The sequence below is a fragment of the Streptomyces sp. NPDC050658 genome (genome assembly GCF_044457025.1).
Taxonomy (GTDB): domain Bacteria; phylum Actinomycetota; class Actinomycetes; order Streptomycetales; family Streptomycetaceae; genus Streptomyces.
The window spans coordinates 61,543-77,441 of record NZ_JBITGM010000001.1 but is presented as its reverse complement, the minus strand read 5'-3'; the positions used below and the strand labels follow the sequence as shown (position 1 = coordinate 77,441).

Here is a 15,899-nt window from a genome sequence, read left to right as displayed (position 1 = left end):
CCCGAAGACGTACCCGCATTCGTAGCCGTGCTCATGCCCGCTCTCCGTCACCCATCCGCGGATCCCCCTCGACCGCCTCCTGATACCGCTCCATGACGAGGGCCAGCAGCTCCTCCTCCGGACCGATCACATCCGCCGAACGCACCTCGACCTCCGGATGCGCCGCCGCCCAGCCCTCCGTCTGCGCGCGGACCCGCTGCGGCAGGCTTCCGGTGAAGAGGAAGTACGGCAGGACCACGATCCGCCGCGCGCCGAGCCGTACGCAGCGGTCGAGCCCCGACGGCACGTCCGGCGCCGCGAGCGAGACGAACGCCGGCTCCACGCCCGCGTAACCACGCCCCTCCCACAGCAGCCGCGCCGCCCTGTGCACCTCGGCGTTGGCCTCAGGGTCGCTCGCGCCCCGGCCCACGAGCAGCACCGTCACGTCCGCGCGGTCGAGGGGCGTGCGGGCGGTGCCGTCGAGCGCGTCGTCCAGGCGGCGCTCCAGGACCTTCAGGAGCGAGGGATGCGGGCCGAGCGGGCGGCCGTAGGCGCAGGAGATGTCGGGGTGGCGCTCCGTCTCGCGGGTGAGCGCGGCGGGGATGGTGCCCTCCGCGGGCCCGGCGGGCGCCAGCGTCAGCGGCACGGCGGCGATGCGCCGCACGCCCTGCCCCACCAGTTCGTCGAGGCCGCCGCCGACAGGAAGCCCGGGGTTGCGGCGGGCGAGCTCCCGCACGAAGTCCAGGAAGGCCTCGGCCCCCGCCTCGTCACGGGTGCCGTGGCCGGCGATGAGCAGTGCGGGCGGGGCAGTCACTGAAACTCCTTGGCTGATACGGGTGGTGCGACCGGTGCGACCGGTGCAACTGGTTCGACCGGTGGGGTCGGTGCGGTCGGTGCGACTGGTGCAGATGATGCGGGCGACGCACATTCTCCAGGTACCGCACCCATCCGCCGCACCACTGCGCACGTGGCCATGGACACACGCCCCTGAGGCGCCGACTTCCGCTTGGGTACGACGAGTTCACCGCCGCCCCGCAGCGCCGCCGCCTCCGCGACGGACGGCGTACCGACCGAGGCGAGCGGCGCGTCGGACGGGTTGGGCACCTCGACCGCGGCCAGTTCGGCAGCCGCGTACGTCACCAGCGGGACCCCGAGCCGGGCCGCCGCCCCGACGATCCCGGGTTCGCCGGCCTTCGTGTCGACGGTCGCGAGCCCGGCGACGGACGAGACGGGGATGCCCGCGTCCCGCAGGGTCTCCTCGATGAGCCCGAGCACCTCGTCGACGGACACGCCGCGGCCGGCGCCGACCCCCACGACGGCCACCATCAGCCCGCCCCGCCCCGCGCCCTGACGTGCGGGCCACGGGGTCGATCGGCTAGCAAGGGCGCATGGCGGTGTTCGTGGCGCTCGGCGCCTTCCTGATGACCCTGGTGGGCGGCTGGACGGCCCAGCGGGTCACCGACCGGCGTCATCTCGTCCTCGGGCTCGCGGGCGGACTGATGCTCGGCGTGGTCGGCCTCGACCTGCTGCCGGAGGCGCTGGAGGCCGCGGGCGGCGAGGTCTTCGGCGTACCGGCGGCGCTGCTCCTGTTCGTCGCGGGCTTCCTCGCGGCGCACCTGGTGGAGCGGCTGCTCGCGCACCGCCAGGCCGCGCACGGGGCGGAGGAGCACAACGGCCGGGTCCCCCAGGTCGGCCTGACGGCGGCCGCCGCGATGGTCGGACACAGCCTGATGGACGGCGTCGCGATCGGCGCGGCCTTCCAGGTGGGCGGCGGCATGGGCGTCGCGGTGGCGCTCGCGGTCATCGCCCATGACTTCGCGGACGGCTTCAACACGTACACGATCACCAGCCTGTACGGGAACGCCCGCCGCAAGGCACTCGCGATGCTCTTCGCGGACGCGGTGGCCCCGGTGGCGGGCGCCGCGTCGACGCTCCTGTTCACCATTCCGGAGCAACCGCTCGGCGGATATCTCGGCTTCTTCGGGGGAGCGCTGCTCTACATGGCAGCCGCGGAGATCCTGCCGGAGGCGCACCACGACCACCCGGCCCGCTCCACGCTGCTGTGCACGGTGGCGGGCGCCGCGTTCATCTGGCTGGTGGTGGGCATCGCCGAGTGAGCCGTACGAGGAGCCCGAGGCCCCCGCCGGGGCCGCTCTCACCCCCCGCACCTCTCCACGAACCGCCGCGCGGTCTCCGGCGCCGCGGCCCAGTGCGTGTGCAGATAGCTCGCGTGCACGCCCTGCTGCACGAACCCCTCGACCCGTCGCTCGGGCGTGTGCATGCCCCAGGCGGGAGCCGCCCCCGCGCCCGGTTCGACGACCGTGCGGTGGAACTCGTGGCCGCGCATCCGGGTCCCCACGGCGGCGAGCGGGCTGTCGGACACGGCGACGGCCTCGCGGTAGCCCAGCGTGAGCCGCTCGGACATCCGCGCCCGCGCGTCGAGCACCCCGCACATGGGCTTCCCGTCGAGCTCCCGCGTCAGATAGAGCAGCCCGGCGCACTCGGCGGCGACCGGCGCCCCGCCCAGCGCAAGATCGGCCACGGCCTTGCGGAGCGTCTCGTTGGCGGACAGCTCGGGCGCGTACACCTCGGGGAACCCGCCGCCGATGACCAGCCCGGCGGTCCCTTCCGGCAGCTGCTCGTCGTGCAGCGGGTCGAAGGTGACCACCTCGGCCCCGGCTGCGGTCAGCAGCTCGACATGCTCGGCGTACGAGAACGAGAAGGCGGCCCCGCCGGCGACGGCCACCACCGGCTTCCCCGCCCCGGCCCCGGCGGAGGGAACCCCGGTCACGGCAGCCCCCGGATCCCACGCCTCGCCCCCCAGCTCCGGAGCGCTGCGGGCCAGCGCGAGAATCCCCTCCAGGTCGCACCCCTCCCGCACCTGCGCCGCCAGCGCCGCGACCGACTCGACCGCCTCGGCCCGCCGCTCGGCGACCGGCACGAGCCCCAAGTGCCGTGAGGGCGAGCGCACTTGGCCGAGCCGGGAGAGCGCGCCGAGGACCGGGACGCCGGACTCGCCGAGCGCGTCCCGCAGCAGCTCCTCGTGGCGCGCCGACCCCACCTTGTTGAGGATCACGCCCCCGATCCGCACCTCTGGGTCCCAGGAGGCGAACCCGTGCACGAGCGCGGCGACGGACCGCGACTGCGACGAAGCGTCGACGACGAGCACCACGGGCGCCCGCAGCAGCTTCGCCACATGCGCGGTCGACGCGAGTTCGCCCTGCCCGGACGCACCGTCGTACAGGCCCATGACGCCCTCGACCACGGCGAGGTCGCAGGACCGCGCCCCGTGCGCGAAGAGCGGGGCCACCATGCCGGGCCCGCACATGTACGCGTCGAGGTTCCGCCCCGGCCGCCCCGTGGCCAGCGCGTGATAGCCGGGATCGATGTAGTCGGGCCCCACCTTGTGCGGGGACACGGCGAGCCCGGCCGCCGAGAACGCGGCCATGAGACCCGTGGCGACAGTCGTCTTGCCGCTCCCGGACGACGGCGCGGCGACGACGAGCCGAGCTACCACTCGATGCCCCTCTGGCCCTTCTGCCCCGCGTCCATCGGATGCTTGACCTTGGACATGTCGGTGACGAGATCGGCGAACTCGACCAGCGCCTCGGGGGCGTTGCGCCCGGTGATGACGACGTGCTGATGCCCCGGCCGGGTCCGCAGCGTCTCGATCACGTCCTCCGTGTCGATCCACCCCCAGTGCAGCGGATAGGCGAACTCGTCGAGGACGTACAGCTGGTACGTCTCGGCCGCGAGGTCCCGCTTGACCTGCTCCCAGCCCTCGCGGGCCTTGTCCTCATTGGTCAACTCGCCCTCGGCGGGCGCCCGCTGGATCCACGACCAGCCCTCGCCCATCTTGTTCCAGGTGACGGAACCGCCCTGGCCGGACGCCCCGAGGACCTTCAGCGCGTTCTCCTCGCCGACCTTCCACTTCGCCGACTTCACGAACTGGAAGACCCCGATCGGCCAGCCCTGATTCCAGGCCCGCAGCGCGAGCCCGAAGGCGGCCGTCGACTTCCCCTTGCCGATCCCGGTGTGCACCATGACGAGCGGACGGTTGCGCCGCTGACGTGTGGTGAGACCGTCCTGCGGCACGACACTCGGCTGTCCCTGCGGCATTACGCGACGCTCCTCATGCCAGTCGTACGAGTCATGTGAGTCGTACGAGATCCCGATCCTTGTACGTCCTTGACCAGCCCGGTGATGGACTCGGCGCGCAGCTCGTCCAGCGTCACCGCGGTCCCGCCAAGATCGGCGGCCAGCTTCCCCGCGAGGCCGAGCCGCACGTGCCCCGACTCGCAGTCGACGACCACGGAGGCGATCCCCGCGGCCTCGAACAGCCGCGCAGCGCGCCCCGCCTGGGCCACCGGCTCAGGACCGCCCGTGGCGCGCCCGTCCGTCACGAGCACGACCAGCGGCCGCCGCGCCGGATCCCGCAGCCGCTCCACCCGCAGTACCTCGTGCGCCTTGAGCAGTCCGGCCGCGACCGGCGTACGCCCGCCCGTGGGCAGCGACTCCAGGCGCGCGGCGGCCGCGTCGACCGACGAGGTCGGGGGCAGCGCCACCTCGGCGGCCGTGCCCCGGAAGGTGACGAGCCCGACCTTGTCCCGCCGCTGGTAGGCGTCGAGCAGCAGCGAGAGGACGGCGCCCTTGACCGCGCTCATCCGCTGCCGGGCCGCCATGGACCCGGAGGCGTCCACGACGAAGAGCACGAGGTTCCCCTCACGCCCCTCCCGCGTCGCCTGCCGCAGATCGTCCCTGCGCACCACGAGCCCGGCACCCGACCGGCCGCGCGCCCGCTGATGCGGGGCCGCGGCCTGCACGGTGGCGGCCAAGTGCAGCTTGGTGAGCGTCCCTTGGGGCCGACGGGCCCCCGTGGTCCTGCCGTGCTCGGTCCTGGCCCGCGAGCGCCGCCCGGCGGCACCCTCGCCGAGGCCGGGCACGCTCAGCATCTTCGTGCGGAACGGCTCGGCGGCCCGTACCGCCTGCTGCTCACCGGGCGCCGAGGCCTGCGCGGGGGCCTTCGGCTGCTCGGGGACCGACTCGCCGTCCTGCCCCGCGTCATGCCGGGACTCGGGGGAGCCGGGCGCGTCCGGACCGCTCTGCGGCGGAAGCCCGCCCCCGCCGGGCCCGTCGGGATCCGGATTGTCGTCGCTCCCGTCGCCCCCGTCACCACTGTCACCGCCGTCGTCGGCGGACTCCTCCAGGGTGTCGTCCAGCTTGTCCTCGTCGAGGCCCGGCGCGTCGAAGGGGTTGCGCCGCCGCCGGTGCGGAAGCGCGAGCAGCGCCGCCTGCCGCACGTCCTCGGCGAGCACGTCCTCGCGCCCGGCCCAGGCGGCGAGCGCCGTCGCCGTACGGGCCATCACGATGTCGGCCCGCATCCCGTCCACCTCGAACGCCGCGCAGGTGGCGGCGATCTGCCGCAACGCCCCGTCGCCGAGCCGGACTTGGGGGAGCAGCGCGCGGGCGGCGACGATCCGGGCGCGCAGCGCGGCCTCGTCGTCGGCCCAGCGCGCGGCGAATCCCTCGGCGTCGTCGTCGTACGCGAGGCGGCGCCGCACGACCTCCACGCGCTGGTCCGTCTCGCGCGACGCGGCCACCTCGACGGTGAGCCCGAACCGGTCGAGCAACTGCGGCCGCAGTTCGCCCTCTTCGGGGTTCATGGTGCCGACGAGCAGGAAGCGCGCGGCGTGCCGCACGGACACGCCCTCGCGCTCGACGTACGAGGCGCCCATGGCGGCGGCGTCCAGCAGCAGGTCCACCAAGTGGTCGTGCAGCAGGTTGACTTCGTCGACGTAGAGGATGCCGCGGTGCGCGTCGGCGAGCAGTCCCGGCTCGAACGCCTTCACGCCCTCGGCGAGCGCCCGCTCGATGTCCAGGGCCCCGACCAGGCGGTCCTCGGAGGCGCCGACGGGCAGTTCGACCATCCGCGCGTCGCGCACGGAGTCCCCGCCGGCCTCGTGCGGACCGTCGGGGCAGGCCGGATCGGCGGCGCCCGGATCGCAGGAGAAGCGGCAGCCCGCGACCACCGGCACCTGCGGGAGCAGCGCCGAAAGGGCCCGCACGGCAGTGGACTTGGCGGTGCCCTTCTCGCCTCGTACGAGAACACCGCCGACGGCGGGCGACACGGCGTTGAGCAGCAGCGCGAGCCGCAGATCGTCCTGGCCGACGAGCGCGGTGAACGGATAGGGGGTACTCACAAGGCCTCCAGGACGGTCATCGGGGTGCCCCCGGTGCGATGAAGGGGAGACCGGCCGGTGCGCCGGTCTCGATCAGGCCGAGCAGCGCGTCGGTGTCCGCGTGCTCTTCGATCAGGTCGCCGAGCAGATCGAGCTGCTCCTCGCGCAGGGTGCCGAAGCTGGTGTCGGGCGCGGGCACGAAGCGGCGCCCCGCGGCGCGGGCGACCTCGGCGAGGAAGCGGCGCCGGAACGCGTCGCTCTCCAGCGAGCCGTGCCAGTGCGTGCCCCACACCTCGCCGACCCGGCAGCCGTCCAAGAAGGCTTCCCCGCCCAGGACTTCGGCGACCCCGTGATGGATCTCGTACCCCTCGACGGGCTCACCGAGCGCCTCGCCGACGGGCCGCGCCAGGGTCTTCTCGCGGGCGAACCGCACCCGCACGGGCAGCAGTCCGAGCCCGTCCACGGCCCCGGCCCGCGACTCCACGTCGTCCTCGATGCGCTCGCCGAGCACCTGGAAGCCGCCGCAGATCCCGAGCACCGGCCGCCCCTCGGCCGCGCGCCGCGCGACGGCGTCCGCGAGCCCGCGCTCCCGCAGCCACTCCAGGGCGCGCACGGTCCCGCGCGTGCCCGGTACGACGACGAGGTCCGCGTCGACGAGTTCCTCGGCCCGGTCCACGAACCGCACGACGACACCCGGCTCGGCGGCGAGCGCGTCCACGTCCGTGAAGTTGGACATCAGCGGTACGGCACAGACGGCGACCCGCAGCACGTCCTCGCCGACCGGCGGCGCGACGACGGACTCCCGCACGGCGCCCCGCAGGGACACCCGGAGCCCGTCCTCCTCGTCGATGCCGAGCCCGTGCTGGAAGGGCAGCACACCGAACGTGCGCCGCCCGGTGAGCCCGTGCAGCATGTCGAGCCCCGGTTCGAGCAGCGAGACGTCGCCCCGGAACTTGTTGACGAGATACCCGGCGACCAGCTCCTGGTCCTCGGGGCTCAGCAGGGCGGTCGTACCGAAGAAGGACGCGAAGACGCCGCCCCGGTCGATGTCCCCGACGACGAGCACGGGAAAGCGGGCGGCCCGCGCGATCCCCATGTTCACGATGTCGGTACGCCGCAGATTGATCTCGGCGGGACTGCCCGCGCCTTCGCAGATCACGGCGTCATAGCTGCCCCGAAGTTCCTCCAGGCATCCCACGACGGTGTCGAGCAGCGCCGCCCGGCGCCCCCCGTGCAGCCTTTCCCCGGGGGACGACCCCCCAGACCCCCCGAAGAACCCGCGCGCGGTCATCTCGCCCACGGGCTTCCCCATGAGCACGACCTGACTGCTGCGGTCGCTGCCCGGCTTGAGCAGCACGGGATTCATCAGCGCGCTCGGCTCGACGCGGGCGGCCTGCGCCTGCATGGCCTGCGCCCGCCCGATCTCGGCGCCCTCGCGGGTGACGAAGGAGTTGAGCGACATGTTCTGCGCCTTGAAGGGCGCGACGGACACGCCTTTACGCGCCAGCCACCGACAGATCCCGGCGGTGACAACACTCTTCCCGGCATCGGAGGTGGTCCCGGCAACAAGCAGCCCACCACTCATGAGGTTCTCCTAGATCTAAGCTGCTTCGGCTGTGGGCAGGCGTTCCGCAGGGCGAGTGGGGCCTCCCCTGGTCGAGCGGAGCCGAGAGCTTGGGGAAGGGTGGGCACAGCCCCAGTCGCCGGGTTCCGGCTCAGCCGTGCGGCAATGGCAACTCCAAGCGCCAGCACCCCAACCCGCCGGGACAGCTTTACCGCACGCTCGATGTCGGCCACGGCCACAGGGCGCCCACCCCCGTTCAGAACAGGGCGGTGCTCCACTCGACCCCCGTACGAGAGAGTTCCGCCGAGCCGTACGCCCAACGCCCCCGCGAAGGCCGCTTCCACGGGCCCCGCGTTGGGACTCGGATGCCGACCGGCGTCATCCCGCCAAGCCCGCAGCGCGCCCCGCGGCGAATCCCCGGCGGCTGCCGCGAGGGCGGCGGTGAGCCGGGCCCCGGGCCACCCCAGAACATCGTCGAGCCGAGCGGAAGCCCACCCGTACCGCCGGTACTTCGCGGACTTGTGCCCCACCATCGCGTCCAGCGTGTTCACGGCCCGGAACCCGACAAGCCCCGGAACCCCCGCCAACGCCCCCCACACCAGCGCCCCGACCACGGCGTCAGAGGTGTTCTCGGCGACGGACTCGACCACGGCCCGCGCGATCCCGTCGGCGTCGAGCGCCTGCGGATCCCGCCCGCACAGATGCGGCAGCCGCTCCCGGGCCAGCTCGACGTCCCCCGCGGCGAGCGCCCCGCCGATCGCCCGCGCCTCACGGCCGAGGGAGGTGCCGCCGACCACGGTCCAGGTCGCGGCGGCGGTCAGCGCGACGGATCCGGCACGGGAACGGCGTACAAGACAAGAGGCGAGCGCGGCGGCGCCCGCGGCACCCCCGGCACACACGGCGGTGTGCAGCGCGCCCCACCCGCGGTGGTCACGCCACAGCACCCGCTCGACGGCACCCGCGGCACGGCCGAACGCGGCGACCGGATGCCCGCGGCGAGGATCGCCGAGGAGAAGGTCTCCGAGAAGTCCGGCGGCGGCGCCGTACGCGAAGTCGCGATCGGCACTCATGGCGTCAGCCGGTCGTGCTGCCGGGGAAGGACCCCGACGTCAGAGACGGAACCGGCAACGGGCGGCCGCGCATGGCGATATGTCCTCACTCAGGGTGTCCGCGCCCTGGTTCGACGTGACGCGGCGGCGAGAGTTCCTGGCTCCCGGGGAGTCCGCTCCCCGGTGACAGTGGCGGGACCGCACCGGATTCACACCGGTTTCCTCTGCTGCCGCCGTAATGGCTCCGGCAGTCCACCACGCCGCGCAACGCCCGTCAACTTGCCGTTGACCTGGGACGGGAGAGTGTGCGGAGACCCACATGGGGCCGGAATCTCCCTAGGCCCGGAAATTGAACTTTCCTAGACTGGAACACGACATCCGGAGAGCGCTCCGAGCGTGCTTGGGTCCGGGTCGTGACGTTCTGTGGTGATTGTCGGCGGTCCGCTGGGCCGGCCGAGGCCACGGCACTATGGTGCGGCGACGTGCTCTCCGGTAGGGGGAGGTCGGCGTGTGCAACGAGAACGGGGCCGGACGGTCGTGGCGCAGGAGCAGCCACAGCGGGCACGACGGAGACTGCGTCGAAGTCGCCTTCGTACGAGAGGCGGTGATTGTCCGTGATTCGCAGAACCCGTCGGGACCACGCGTCGTCTTCTCTGCTGAGCGCTGGCGAGCGTTCCTGAACGCAGTGATCGGCACAGGGGGACAGTGAGGGGGGAAGGATGACTGAGCATCATCTCGCCGAAGTACGCCACCTGGTGAGCGGGGGACACGGGGGGAAGCGGAAGGCTTCGGCGGTCGTCCTGGCCGTGGTGGTCTGCGCGCTGCTCGGTGCGACGGCGGCCCTGGTGGGCGCGCTGGTCGCGCTGCTCGTCGAGGGCACGGCCGCGCGCCTGGCCACCTGGGGTGTCGCGGCCTCCGTGACCGCGGTGTCAGCGGGGCTCTGGTGGGGTTCCGCCGAGCTCAGGAACGATCGTCGGCAGGCGGATCGGGTCGCTGCGCGGGCACCACGGCCCGGCGGTCGTCGCTGAGCGTCGGCGGGTTCGTCCCGGTCTCGGTGATCAGCCTGGCCAGCTGACGGCTCAGCGCCACCACGGGGGTCATGACCCCGCCGATCACCGAGAAGACCAGCCAGAACGCCGTCAGGTCGAGGGCGCTGAGCAGGGCGAGCATTCCGGCGAGCGCGAGCAGCAGGACGAGTATGCAGCCGGTGCAGTTGCGGATCTTGGTGCGGAAGAGCCGGGCCTGGTCGTCGGTGCGGTTGTGGTCCAGCATGTCCATCACCACGGCACCCAGCGGGTCGCCCATCCCTTCGAGCACGAGCCGGTTGTAGGAGGGGTCCTCGGCCGGTGCCCGCCGGGGAGCGGTGGCCCCGGCGGAGGGGTCCGTGGCAGGCGCACCCGCACCGTGCGCCCCGTCGTCCCCGCTGTTCCGCCACGGCGTCTGCCGGATGGCCGCGAAGACCCCCCGCCACCACTCTCGCAACGCGGCTGGCATATGCGGCCTCCTCGCTCCCGCCGGGCTCCTCGGGCCCGGCAGATCAGCTGCTGTCGATGCCGTCCCTGATCTCGTTGATCAGGTCGATCGCCTTGTCCCCGCCGTACGCGATCTCGCGGAGGGACTCGAAGCACTCCTGGTGACGCACGATCAGCTCGTGGTCGTCGCGGATCGACTGGTTCCCCTGGGCCTCCAGGTACAGCAGATCCTCGTCGTCCAGGAAGCCGAGCAGGATGAAGCTGCTCAGGGTGGAGTAGTGGGCGCCCGCCGTGAACGGCAGCACCTGGAGGGAGACCTTCGGACGGTCCGCCAGGGAGACCAGGTGCTGCAACTGGGCACGCTGCACACGCGGCCCGCCGACCTGCCGGTGCAGGGCCGCCTCGTCGACGACGAAGAACGTGTACGGCGGCTCCGCGCCCTCCAGGGCGCGATCCTGGCGGGCCGTCCGCAGATCTACGATCCGCCGGGCCTTCTGCTCGTTGACGCGCGGGGCGAGGAGCGCCATCGCGTATTCGTCCGTCTGCAGCAGGCCGGGAACGATGATCGGGTTGTACGTGCGAAAGGACGCGGCGGCGCTCTCGTACCCCAGGTACTGGCTGAACTGCGGGCCGATCACGTCGTTGTACTGGGCCCACCAGCTGGCTCCCTTGGACCCGCGAGCCGCCTCTTCCAGCTCCGCGGAGAGCGTGGCGTCCGACACCTCGTACTGCTGGAGCAGCGCGCGCAGATCGGTGACGGACAGGCTGACCGTTCCCTGCTCGATCCTCATGATCTTGGAAAGTGACCAGTCCAGGGCGTGGGCCGCCTGGCCCTGCGACTGCATCGAATTCTCACGGGCCTTGCGGAGTGCGATCCGGAGCCTGCGGCGATTCAGGCTCGGATCGACTTCCCTGTCCCTCGGCATGGTGGCTCCTCGCTGTCGACGTGACTGCTCGTTTCCATGGCATATGGCAAAGTGCTATATGTGCAGCCGACGCTAGCAGACAGCTTCCTGCCAGTATGCCATATGTCGTTTCGCCGCATCGCATCCGCTCTTTCGCGTGAAAAGCCGGGTGGGACGCACCCATGAGGTGCGTCCCACCCGGCTTTCGGAGAACCGGCTGTGCCGTCAGGCGACGATCAGATAGATCCCGTACGCCACCGCTGCCGCGCAGAGCGCGAAGCACACGTATGCGCCCGCCCGCGCCGCCGCGGTGTTGCCGCCGGAGGTCGCCGCTCCGGAGGTCGCGGCCTCGTGCTTGGAGAGGCCGACGATGCCGAGGGTGAACAGGCCCACCAGCGCGACCGTCACGCCGAGGCTGACTCCGAAGACGGAGCCGAGAGCTGCCCAGTCGATGTCCATGCTGATCTGTCCTTACACCGTGGCGGCCGGGGCGGGGTCCGCCACGGTGCCGGTCGGGGCCGGGATGGTGGCCTTGACGTGGTCGTCGTCGCCGGTCGCGGCGGCCGCGCCGGTGGGCGGCGGCGTCACGGCGGCGATCGCGGTGGTCACGACGCCCGCGGGCTCCGCGTCGGACGCACCGCCGATCTCGTCGTCCGCGACGTTCGTGTGGTCGACGGCGTTGCGCCGGGAGAGCGCCCAGATGACGGCCGAGCCGCCGACCAGGAACGCGGCGGTCACCGCGATGCCCCAGGGGCCCTGCTTGGTCAGGAACTCGGCGCCCGCGCCGACCAGACCGGCGGCCGGCAGGGTCAGACCCCAGGCGACGAACATCCGGGTCGCGGTGGACCAGCGGACCACGCCGCCCTTGCGGCCGAGGCCCGCGCCCATCACGGCGCCGGAGCAGGACTGGGTGGTGGAGAGCGAGAAGCCCAGGTGCGAGGAGGCCAGGATGACCGTCGCGGCGCTGGTCTGGGCGGCGAAGCCCTGCTGCGGCTGGAGGTCGGTGAGGCCCTTGCCCATGGTGCGGATGATGCGCCAGCCGCCGAGGTAGGTGCCGAGCGCGATGGCCACGCCGGCCGAGACGATGACCCACATCGGGGGGTTGGCGCCGGGGTTCAGGACGCCGCCGGTGACCAGGGCGAGCGTGATGATGCCCATGGTCTTCTGCGCGTCGTTCGTGCCGTGGGCCAGCGAGACGAGGCCCGCGGAGGCGATCTGGCCGACGCGGTAGCCCTTGGCGGTGGCCTTGGTCTCGGTGTTGCGGCCGATGCGGTACGTCAGGCGCGTGGCCAGCATCGCGGCCAGACCGGCCACGAGCGGCGCGGCGAGCGCCGGGATGAGGATCTTGGTGACGACGGTGCCGCCGTTGATCGACGACCAGCCCATCGACATGACCGCGGCGCCGATGAGGCCGCCGAAGAGGGCGTGGGAGGAGCTGGAGGGCAGGCCCACCAGCCAGGTCAGCAGATTCCAGAGGATCGCGCCGACCAGGGCCGCGAATATGACCTCTGTCTTCAGTCCGTCCTCGTTGACGATGCCGCCAGAGATCGTCTTGGCGACTTCGACGGAGAGGAACGCTCCGACGAGGTTCAGCACGGCGGACATGGCCACCGCCGTCTTGGGCTTGAGGGCGCCGGTCGAGATGGTGGTCGCCATCGCGTTGGCTGTGTCGTGGAAACCGTTCGTGAAATCGAACACGAGAGCGGTAACGATCACGATCCCGAGGAGAAGCGTGATGTGTTCCATTTACCCGGGCTTCTGTTGGACGTCAGTGGCAAGTGGAACGTAGGCAACCTGGGTGAACGGAAAGTGAACTGGGCCGGGCGGTGCGGTGACCCGATCTGAGGCGCCGCCACTCCGCTTCCGCCGGGATGCCGACGGAGATCGTCCGGAGGGGCGGCGCGAGGCCCGGAATCTGGGCTTCCAGGGGCCCTTGGGCTAGCCGCGGGCGAACCGCTTCAGCTGGCTCTTCGAGCCGTTGAAGAGATTCTGATCACCCGGCAGGCTGCCGCTGTTGTCGTACTGCCAGAACGTCCAGTACGACCAGCCCTTGGGCATCGACCCGGCCGACGACGACCAGCGTGCGAGCCACAGCGCGTGGTTCGACGCGAAGGCGCGGCTGCCGCCCGTGCAGTCGTTCCACCACTTCGTCGTCGTGTAGATCACGGGGCGCCGCCCCGTCTGGCGCTTCACCTCGTTGCTGAACGACTTGATCCAGTTGACCATGCTGCTCTTGCTGAGGCCGTAGCACTTGCGTGAGCTGTACGGATTGTGCTCGATGTCGAGCGCCGGCGGCAGCGTCCAGCCGTCGGCCCGCCACCGTCCGCCGTGGTTCATGAAGTACGCGGCCTGCTTCTTGCCGGACGACTTGTTCGGTACGGCGAAGTGGTACGCCCCGCGGACGAGGCCCGCGTTGCGGGAGCCGTTGTACTGCTGCTTGAAGTAGGGATTGCGGTAGGTGTGGGACTCGGTGGCCTTGACGTAGACGAAGCGTGCGCCCTTGCTCTTGGCCTTCTGCCAGTTGACGTTCTTCTGGTGCGACGAGACGTCGTGCCCCCTCGGCTTGCCCGCGGCCGAAACCGGAATCTCGGCGAGGGCGGTTCCCCCCAGGGCCAGGGTCGCCACTGAGGCCGCGACGAAGCGGGCGCGGCGACGGGACGCTTTGTGATCACGAGCCATATTTCCCCCCGGATGGCGACGTGCATGACAAATCCCCCAGAGGTTACTGGAAGATCACCGCATGCCGGTCGATCACCAGCCAATCATCATCAGAGGGTGACGAATGCCCATACACGCCGATACGGACCCCGCGAATCCGCCCTGTGGCGGCGCGGCCCCCGGCTGGCAGGATCACGGCATGACTGAGCAGCGGCGGGACACGGTGGAACGGGCCTGGGGCGAGCTGGTCGAGACGGCCCGCAGGACCGTCTCGGACGGCCTGGTGGTCGGCACGTCGGGCAACGTCTCCGTACGCGTCGGCGGCACGATCCTGGTCACCCCGAGCGGAGTCCCCTACGACAGGCTGACGCCGGGGGACGCGGTCGGCGTGGATCTGGACGGCGTACGGCTCTTCGGCGACCTCAGCCCGACCAGCGAGCTGCCGATGCACCTGGCGATCTACCGCAACACCTCCGCCGGGGCCGTCGTGCACACCCACGCGGTGCACGCCACGGCCGTCTCCACACTCCTCCCGGAGCTGCCGCCGATCCACTACATGGCGGCCTCGATGGGCGGCCCGGCGCGCGTCGCGTCGTACGCGCCGTACGGCTCGGAGGAGTTGGCCGAGAACATGCTCCACGCGCTGCGGGAGCGCACAGCTTGCCTACTCCAGAACCACGGAACCGTCACATACGGAGACACCCTGCCCCAGGCGTACGACCGCACGGCCCAGCTGGAGTGGATGTGCCGCCTCTGGCTGACGGCGAGCGGCGTTCCGGGGCACACCCCGACACTCCTGTCTCCCGCTCAGCTACAGGAAGCGGAGGAGCGGCTGCGGGGGTACGGGCAGGGGTAGGCGGGAGCGTCAGGCCGGGCCCCGCCCCTGCGCACTCACCCCACAGCCCCCGCCCACTGGCCGTACCCCCCGCACCCGTCGACACTGGACGAGTGCGCCCAGCCAAAGCGACGGCAACGGCCGTCACCGCCGCAGCGGCCGCCCTCCTCGGCGGCGCAGCCGTCATCGCCGCGGGCCGGCTCGCCAGCAACGCCGCCCTGAAGGCGCCCGCGGGCCGCCCGCTGCCGGGCGAGCCGCGCCTCACGGTCCACGCCACGGCGGCCGGCCAGATCACCCTGACCCGCGCTCTCGCGAGCCTGCGCCCCGGCACCTACGGCCTCGGCGGCGACGGCAGCCACGCGGTCATCGGCCCGGTCGTCGACTCCGCGTCGCACGAGGCCGACACGGTCGTACGGAGACTGGAAGCCGTCACGCACGGCACCCTCGACCCCGGCGACAGGGTCCGCCTCACCCCGCAGGTGCACATCGGCGACCCGCACTCCGCACTCGGCATCGACCACGCCGACGTGGACATCCCCGGCGAACTCGGCGGCCTGCCCGCCTGGTTCGTGCCCGGCGCCCGCGACACCTGGGTGATCACCGTGCACGGCCTCGGCACCACCCGCGAACACCCCATGGTCGTCATGGACTTCCTGCACCGGCTGCGGCTGCCGGTCCTCGACCTCGCCTACCGCGGCGACCTCGGCGCCCCCCGCTCCCCGGACGGCCTCGGCCACCTCGGCGAGACCGAGTGGCGCGACCTGGACGCGGCGATCCGCTACGCCGTGCGCTACGGCGCCCGGAACGTGATCGTGCACGGCTGGTCCACCGGCGCCGCCATGGCCCTGCACGCCGCCGCGTACTCGGCCCTGCGCGAGCGCATCAGCGGACTCGTCCTGGACTCCCCGGTGCTCGACTGGGAGGTCACCCTGCGCGCGCTCGCCGCGGCCCGGCGTACGCCGGGGCCGTTGCTGCCGCTCGCGGTGCGCGCCGCCCAGGGCCGCACGGGCCTGCGGGGCGACCGCATCCTGGAGGCCGCCGACCCCGACGTGCTCAAGGTGCCGACGCTGCTCTTCCACGGCCCCGACGACGTCATCGCCCCCTGGGACCTGTCCCGCCAACTGGCCGGAAAGCGACCGGAACTCGTTACGCTCCACACGGTTCCGGATGCACCCCACGGCGCCATGTGGAACGCCGACCCGGCGGGCTACGAAGAGGCGCTGCGGCGCTTCCTCACGCCCCTTATGTAGGGCCCGGA

16 protein-coding genes, 1 pseudogene and 1 riboswitch are annotated in these 15,899 nt (G+C 72.2%); of the genes and pseudogenes, 5 read left to right on the top strand and 12 right to left on the bottom strand.

Going from position 1 to position 15,899, the window contains the following annotated elements; translation table 11 throughout:
* Positions 1-31: 31 nt before the first annotated feature.
* Positions 32-793, bottom strand: coding sequence for a sirohydrochlorin chelatase (locus ACIBKX_RS00410; RefSeq protein ID WP_363275359.1), 762 nt, complete (start codon positions 791-793; stop codon positions 32-34).
* A 128-nt stretch (positions 794-921) separates the two neighbouring features.
* Positions 922-1,305 (bottom strand): annotated as a pseudogene (locus ACIBKX_RS00405) (cobalamin biosynthesis protein); the annotation flags it as partial.
* A 62-nt stretch (positions 1,306-1,367) separates the two neighbouring features.
* Here ACIBKX_RS00405 and ACIBKX_RS00400 point away from each other — a divergent pair.
* Entirely contained in the window at positions 1,368-2,096 is a 729-nt protein-coding gene (locus ACIBKX_RS00400) for a ZIP family metal transporter (RefSeq protein ID WP_363275358.1), read from the top strand.
* Between the two features lie 38 nt (positions 2,097-2,134).
* On the opposite strand, the gene ACIBKX_RS00395 is transcribed toward ACIBKX_RS00400, so the two are convergent.
* Genes ACIBKX_RS00395 through ACIBKX_RS00375 form a run of 5 tightly spaced genes read right to left on the bottom strand, consistent with a single transcriptional unit; the run spans position 2,135 to position 8,792 of the window.
* On the bottom strand, positions 2,135-3,496 hold the full coding sequence (locus ACIBKX_RS00395; RefSeq protein WP_363275356.1) for a cobyrinate a,c-diamide synthase: 1,362 nt from the start codon (positions 3,494-3,496) through the stop codon (positions 2,135-2,137).
* Positions 3,490-4,098: a cob(I)yrinic acid a,c-diamide adenosyltransferase gene (gene cobO, locus ACIBKX_RS00390; RefSeq protein ID WP_363275355.1), complete on the bottom strand. Its 609-nt coding sequence runs from the start codon at positions 4,096-4,098 to the stop codon at positions 3,490-3,492. Before cobO ends, ACIBKX_RS00395 begins: the two co-directional genes overlap by 7 nt.
* On the bottom strand, positions 4,098-6,179 hold the full coding sequence (locus ACIBKX_RS00385) for a putative cobaltochelatase (protein WP_363275354.1): 2,082 nt from the start codon (positions 6,177-6,179) through the stop codon (positions 4,098-4,100). The genes cobO and ACIBKX_RS00385 overlap by 1 nt, the downstream gene beginning before the upstream one ends.
* A 16-nt stretch (positions 6,180-6,195) precedes the next feature.
* Positions 6,196-7,743 (bottom strand): cobyric acid synthase, encoded by a 1,548-nt coding sequence (locus tag ACIBKX_RS00380; RefSeq protein WP_363275352.1) that lies wholly within the window; start codon positions 7,741-7,743, stop codon positions 6,196-6,198.
* Positions 7,740-8,792, bottom strand: coding sequence for a cobalamin biosynthesis protein (locus ACIBKX_RS00375; protein ID WP_363275351.1), 1,053 nt, complete (start codon positions 8,790-8,792; stop codon positions 7,740-7,742). Before ACIBKX_RS00375 ends, ACIBKX_RS00380 begins: the two co-directional genes overlap by 4 nt.
* A 107-nt stretch (positions 8,793-8,899) precedes the next feature.
* Positions 8,900-9,035: riboswitch (cobalamin riboswitch) on the bottom strand.
* A gap of 244 nt (positions 9,036-9,279) precedes the next feature.
* Between ACIBKX_RS00375 and ACIBKX_RS00370 the strand changes: the two genes are divergently transcribed.
* A complete protein-coding gene (locus ACIBKX_RS00370; protein ID WP_363275350.1) occupies positions 9,280-9,480 on the top strand; it encodes a DUF397 domain-containing protein in 201 nt (66 codons plus the stop codon).
* Positions 9,481-9,490: 10 nt separating this feature from the next.
* On the top strand, positions 9,491-9,799 hold the full coding sequence (locus ACIBKX_RS00365; protein ID WP_363275349.1) for a hypothetical protein: 309 nt from the start codon (positions 9,491-9,493) through the stop codon (positions 9,797-9,799).
* Here the strand turns inward: ACIBKX_RS00365 and ACIBKX_RS00360 are convergent.
* From ACIBKX_RS00360 to ACIBKX_RS00340, 5 genes are all read right to left on the bottom strand, one after another.
* A complete protein-coding gene (locus ACIBKX_RS00360; protein WP_363275347.1) occupies positions 9,732-10,265 on the bottom strand; it encodes a hypothetical protein in 534 nt (177 codons plus the stop codon). The genes ACIBKX_RS00365 and ACIBKX_RS00360 overlap by 68 nt on opposite strands.
* Positions 10,266-10,308: 43 nt before the next feature.
* Positions 10,309-11,169 (bottom strand): helix-turn-helix transcriptional regulator, encoded by an 861-nt coding sequence (locus ACIBKX_RS00355; protein ID WP_363275345.1) that lies wholly within the window; start codon positions 11,167-11,169, stop codon positions 10,309-10,311.
* A 204-nt stretch (positions 11,170-11,373) separates the two neighbouring features.
* Positions 11,374-11,607 carry a hypothetical protein gene (locus ACIBKX_RS00350; RefSeq protein ID WP_363275343.1) on the bottom strand — a complete coding sequence of 78 codons (234 nt, stop codon included), beginning with the start codon at positions 11,605-11,607 and terminating at the stop codon, positions 11,374-11,376.
* 12 nt (positions 11,608-11,619) lie between these two features.
* Positions 11,620-12,894, bottom strand: coding sequence for an inorganic phosphate transporter (locus ACIBKX_RS00345; RefSeq protein ID WP_363275342.1), 1,275 nt, complete (start codon positions 12,892-12,894; stop codon positions 11,620-11,622).
* A 192-nt stretch (positions 12,895-13,086) separates the two neighbouring features.
* Positions 13,087-13,827: a lysozyme gene (locus ACIBKX_RS00340; protein WP_363275341.1), complete on the bottom strand. Its 741-nt coding sequence runs from the start codon at positions 13,825-13,827 to the stop codon at positions 13,087-13,089.
* A gap of 178 nt (positions 13,828-14,005) precedes the next feature.
* On the opposite strand from ACIBKX_RS00340, the gene ACIBKX_RS00335 reads away from it, so the two are divergent.
* Positions 14,006-14,662 (top strand): class II aldolase/adducin family protein, encoded by a 657-nt coding sequence (locus ACIBKX_RS00335; RefSeq protein WP_363275340.1) that lies wholly within the window; start codon positions 14,006-14,008, stop codon positions 14,660-14,662.
* 92 nt (positions 14,663-14,754) lie between these two features.
* A complete protein-coding gene (locus ACIBKX_RS00330; protein ID WP_363275339.1) occupies positions 14,755-15,891 on the top strand; it encodes a hypothetical protein in 1,137 nt (378 codons plus the stop codon).
* Positions 15,892-15,899 lie beyond the last annotated feature (8 nt).

Bases quoted from the DNA above. Each gene is read 5' to 3' on its own strand.
- ACIBKX_RS00400 (WP_363275358.1), top strand. From the start codon at position 1,368: ATGGCGGTGTTCGTGGCGCTCGGCGCCTTCCTGATGACCCTGGTGGGC.
- ACIBKX_RS00335 (WP_363275340.1), top strand. From the start codon at position 14,006: ATGACTGAGCAGCGGCGGGACACGGTGGAACGGGCCTGGGGCGAGCTG.
- ACIBKX_RS00375 (WP_363275351.1), bottom strand. From the start codon at position 8,792: ATGAGTGCCGATCGCGACTTCGCGTACGGCGCCGCCGCCGGACTTCTC.
- ACIBKX_RS00380 (WP_363275352.1), bottom strand. From the start codon at position 7,743: ATGAGTGGTGGGCTGCTTGTTGCCGGGACCACCTCCGATGCCGGGAAG.
- ACIBKX_RS00355 (WP_363275345.1), bottom strand. From the start codon at position 11,169: ATGCCGAGGGACAGGGAAGTCGATCCGAGCCTGAATCGCCGCAGGCTC.
- cobO (WP_363275355.1), bottom strand. From the start codon at position 4,098: ATGCCGCAGGGACAGCCGAGTGTCGTGCCGCAGGACGGTCTCACCACA.
- ACIBKX_RS00360 (WP_363275347.1), bottom strand. From the start codon at position 10,265: ATGCCAGCCGCGTTGCGAGAGTGGTGGCGGGGGGTCTTCGCGGCCATC.
- ACIBKX_RS00350 (WP_363275343.1), bottom strand. From the start codon at position 11,607: ATGGACATCGACTGGGCAGCTCTCGGCTCCGTCTTCGGAGTCAGCCTC.
- ACIBKX_RS00345 (WP_363275342.1), bottom strand. From the start codon at position 12,894: ATGGAACACATCACGCTTCTCCTCGGGATCGTGATCGTTACCGCTCTC.
- ACIBKX_RS00340 (WP_363275341.1), bottom strand. From the start codon at position 13,827: ATGGCTCGTGATCACAAAGCGTCCCGTCGCCGCGCCCGCTTCGTCGCG.
- ACIBKX_RS00365 (WP_363275349.1), top strand. From the start codon at position 9,491: ATGACTGAGCATCATCTCGCCGAAGTACGCCACCTGGTGAGCGGGGGA.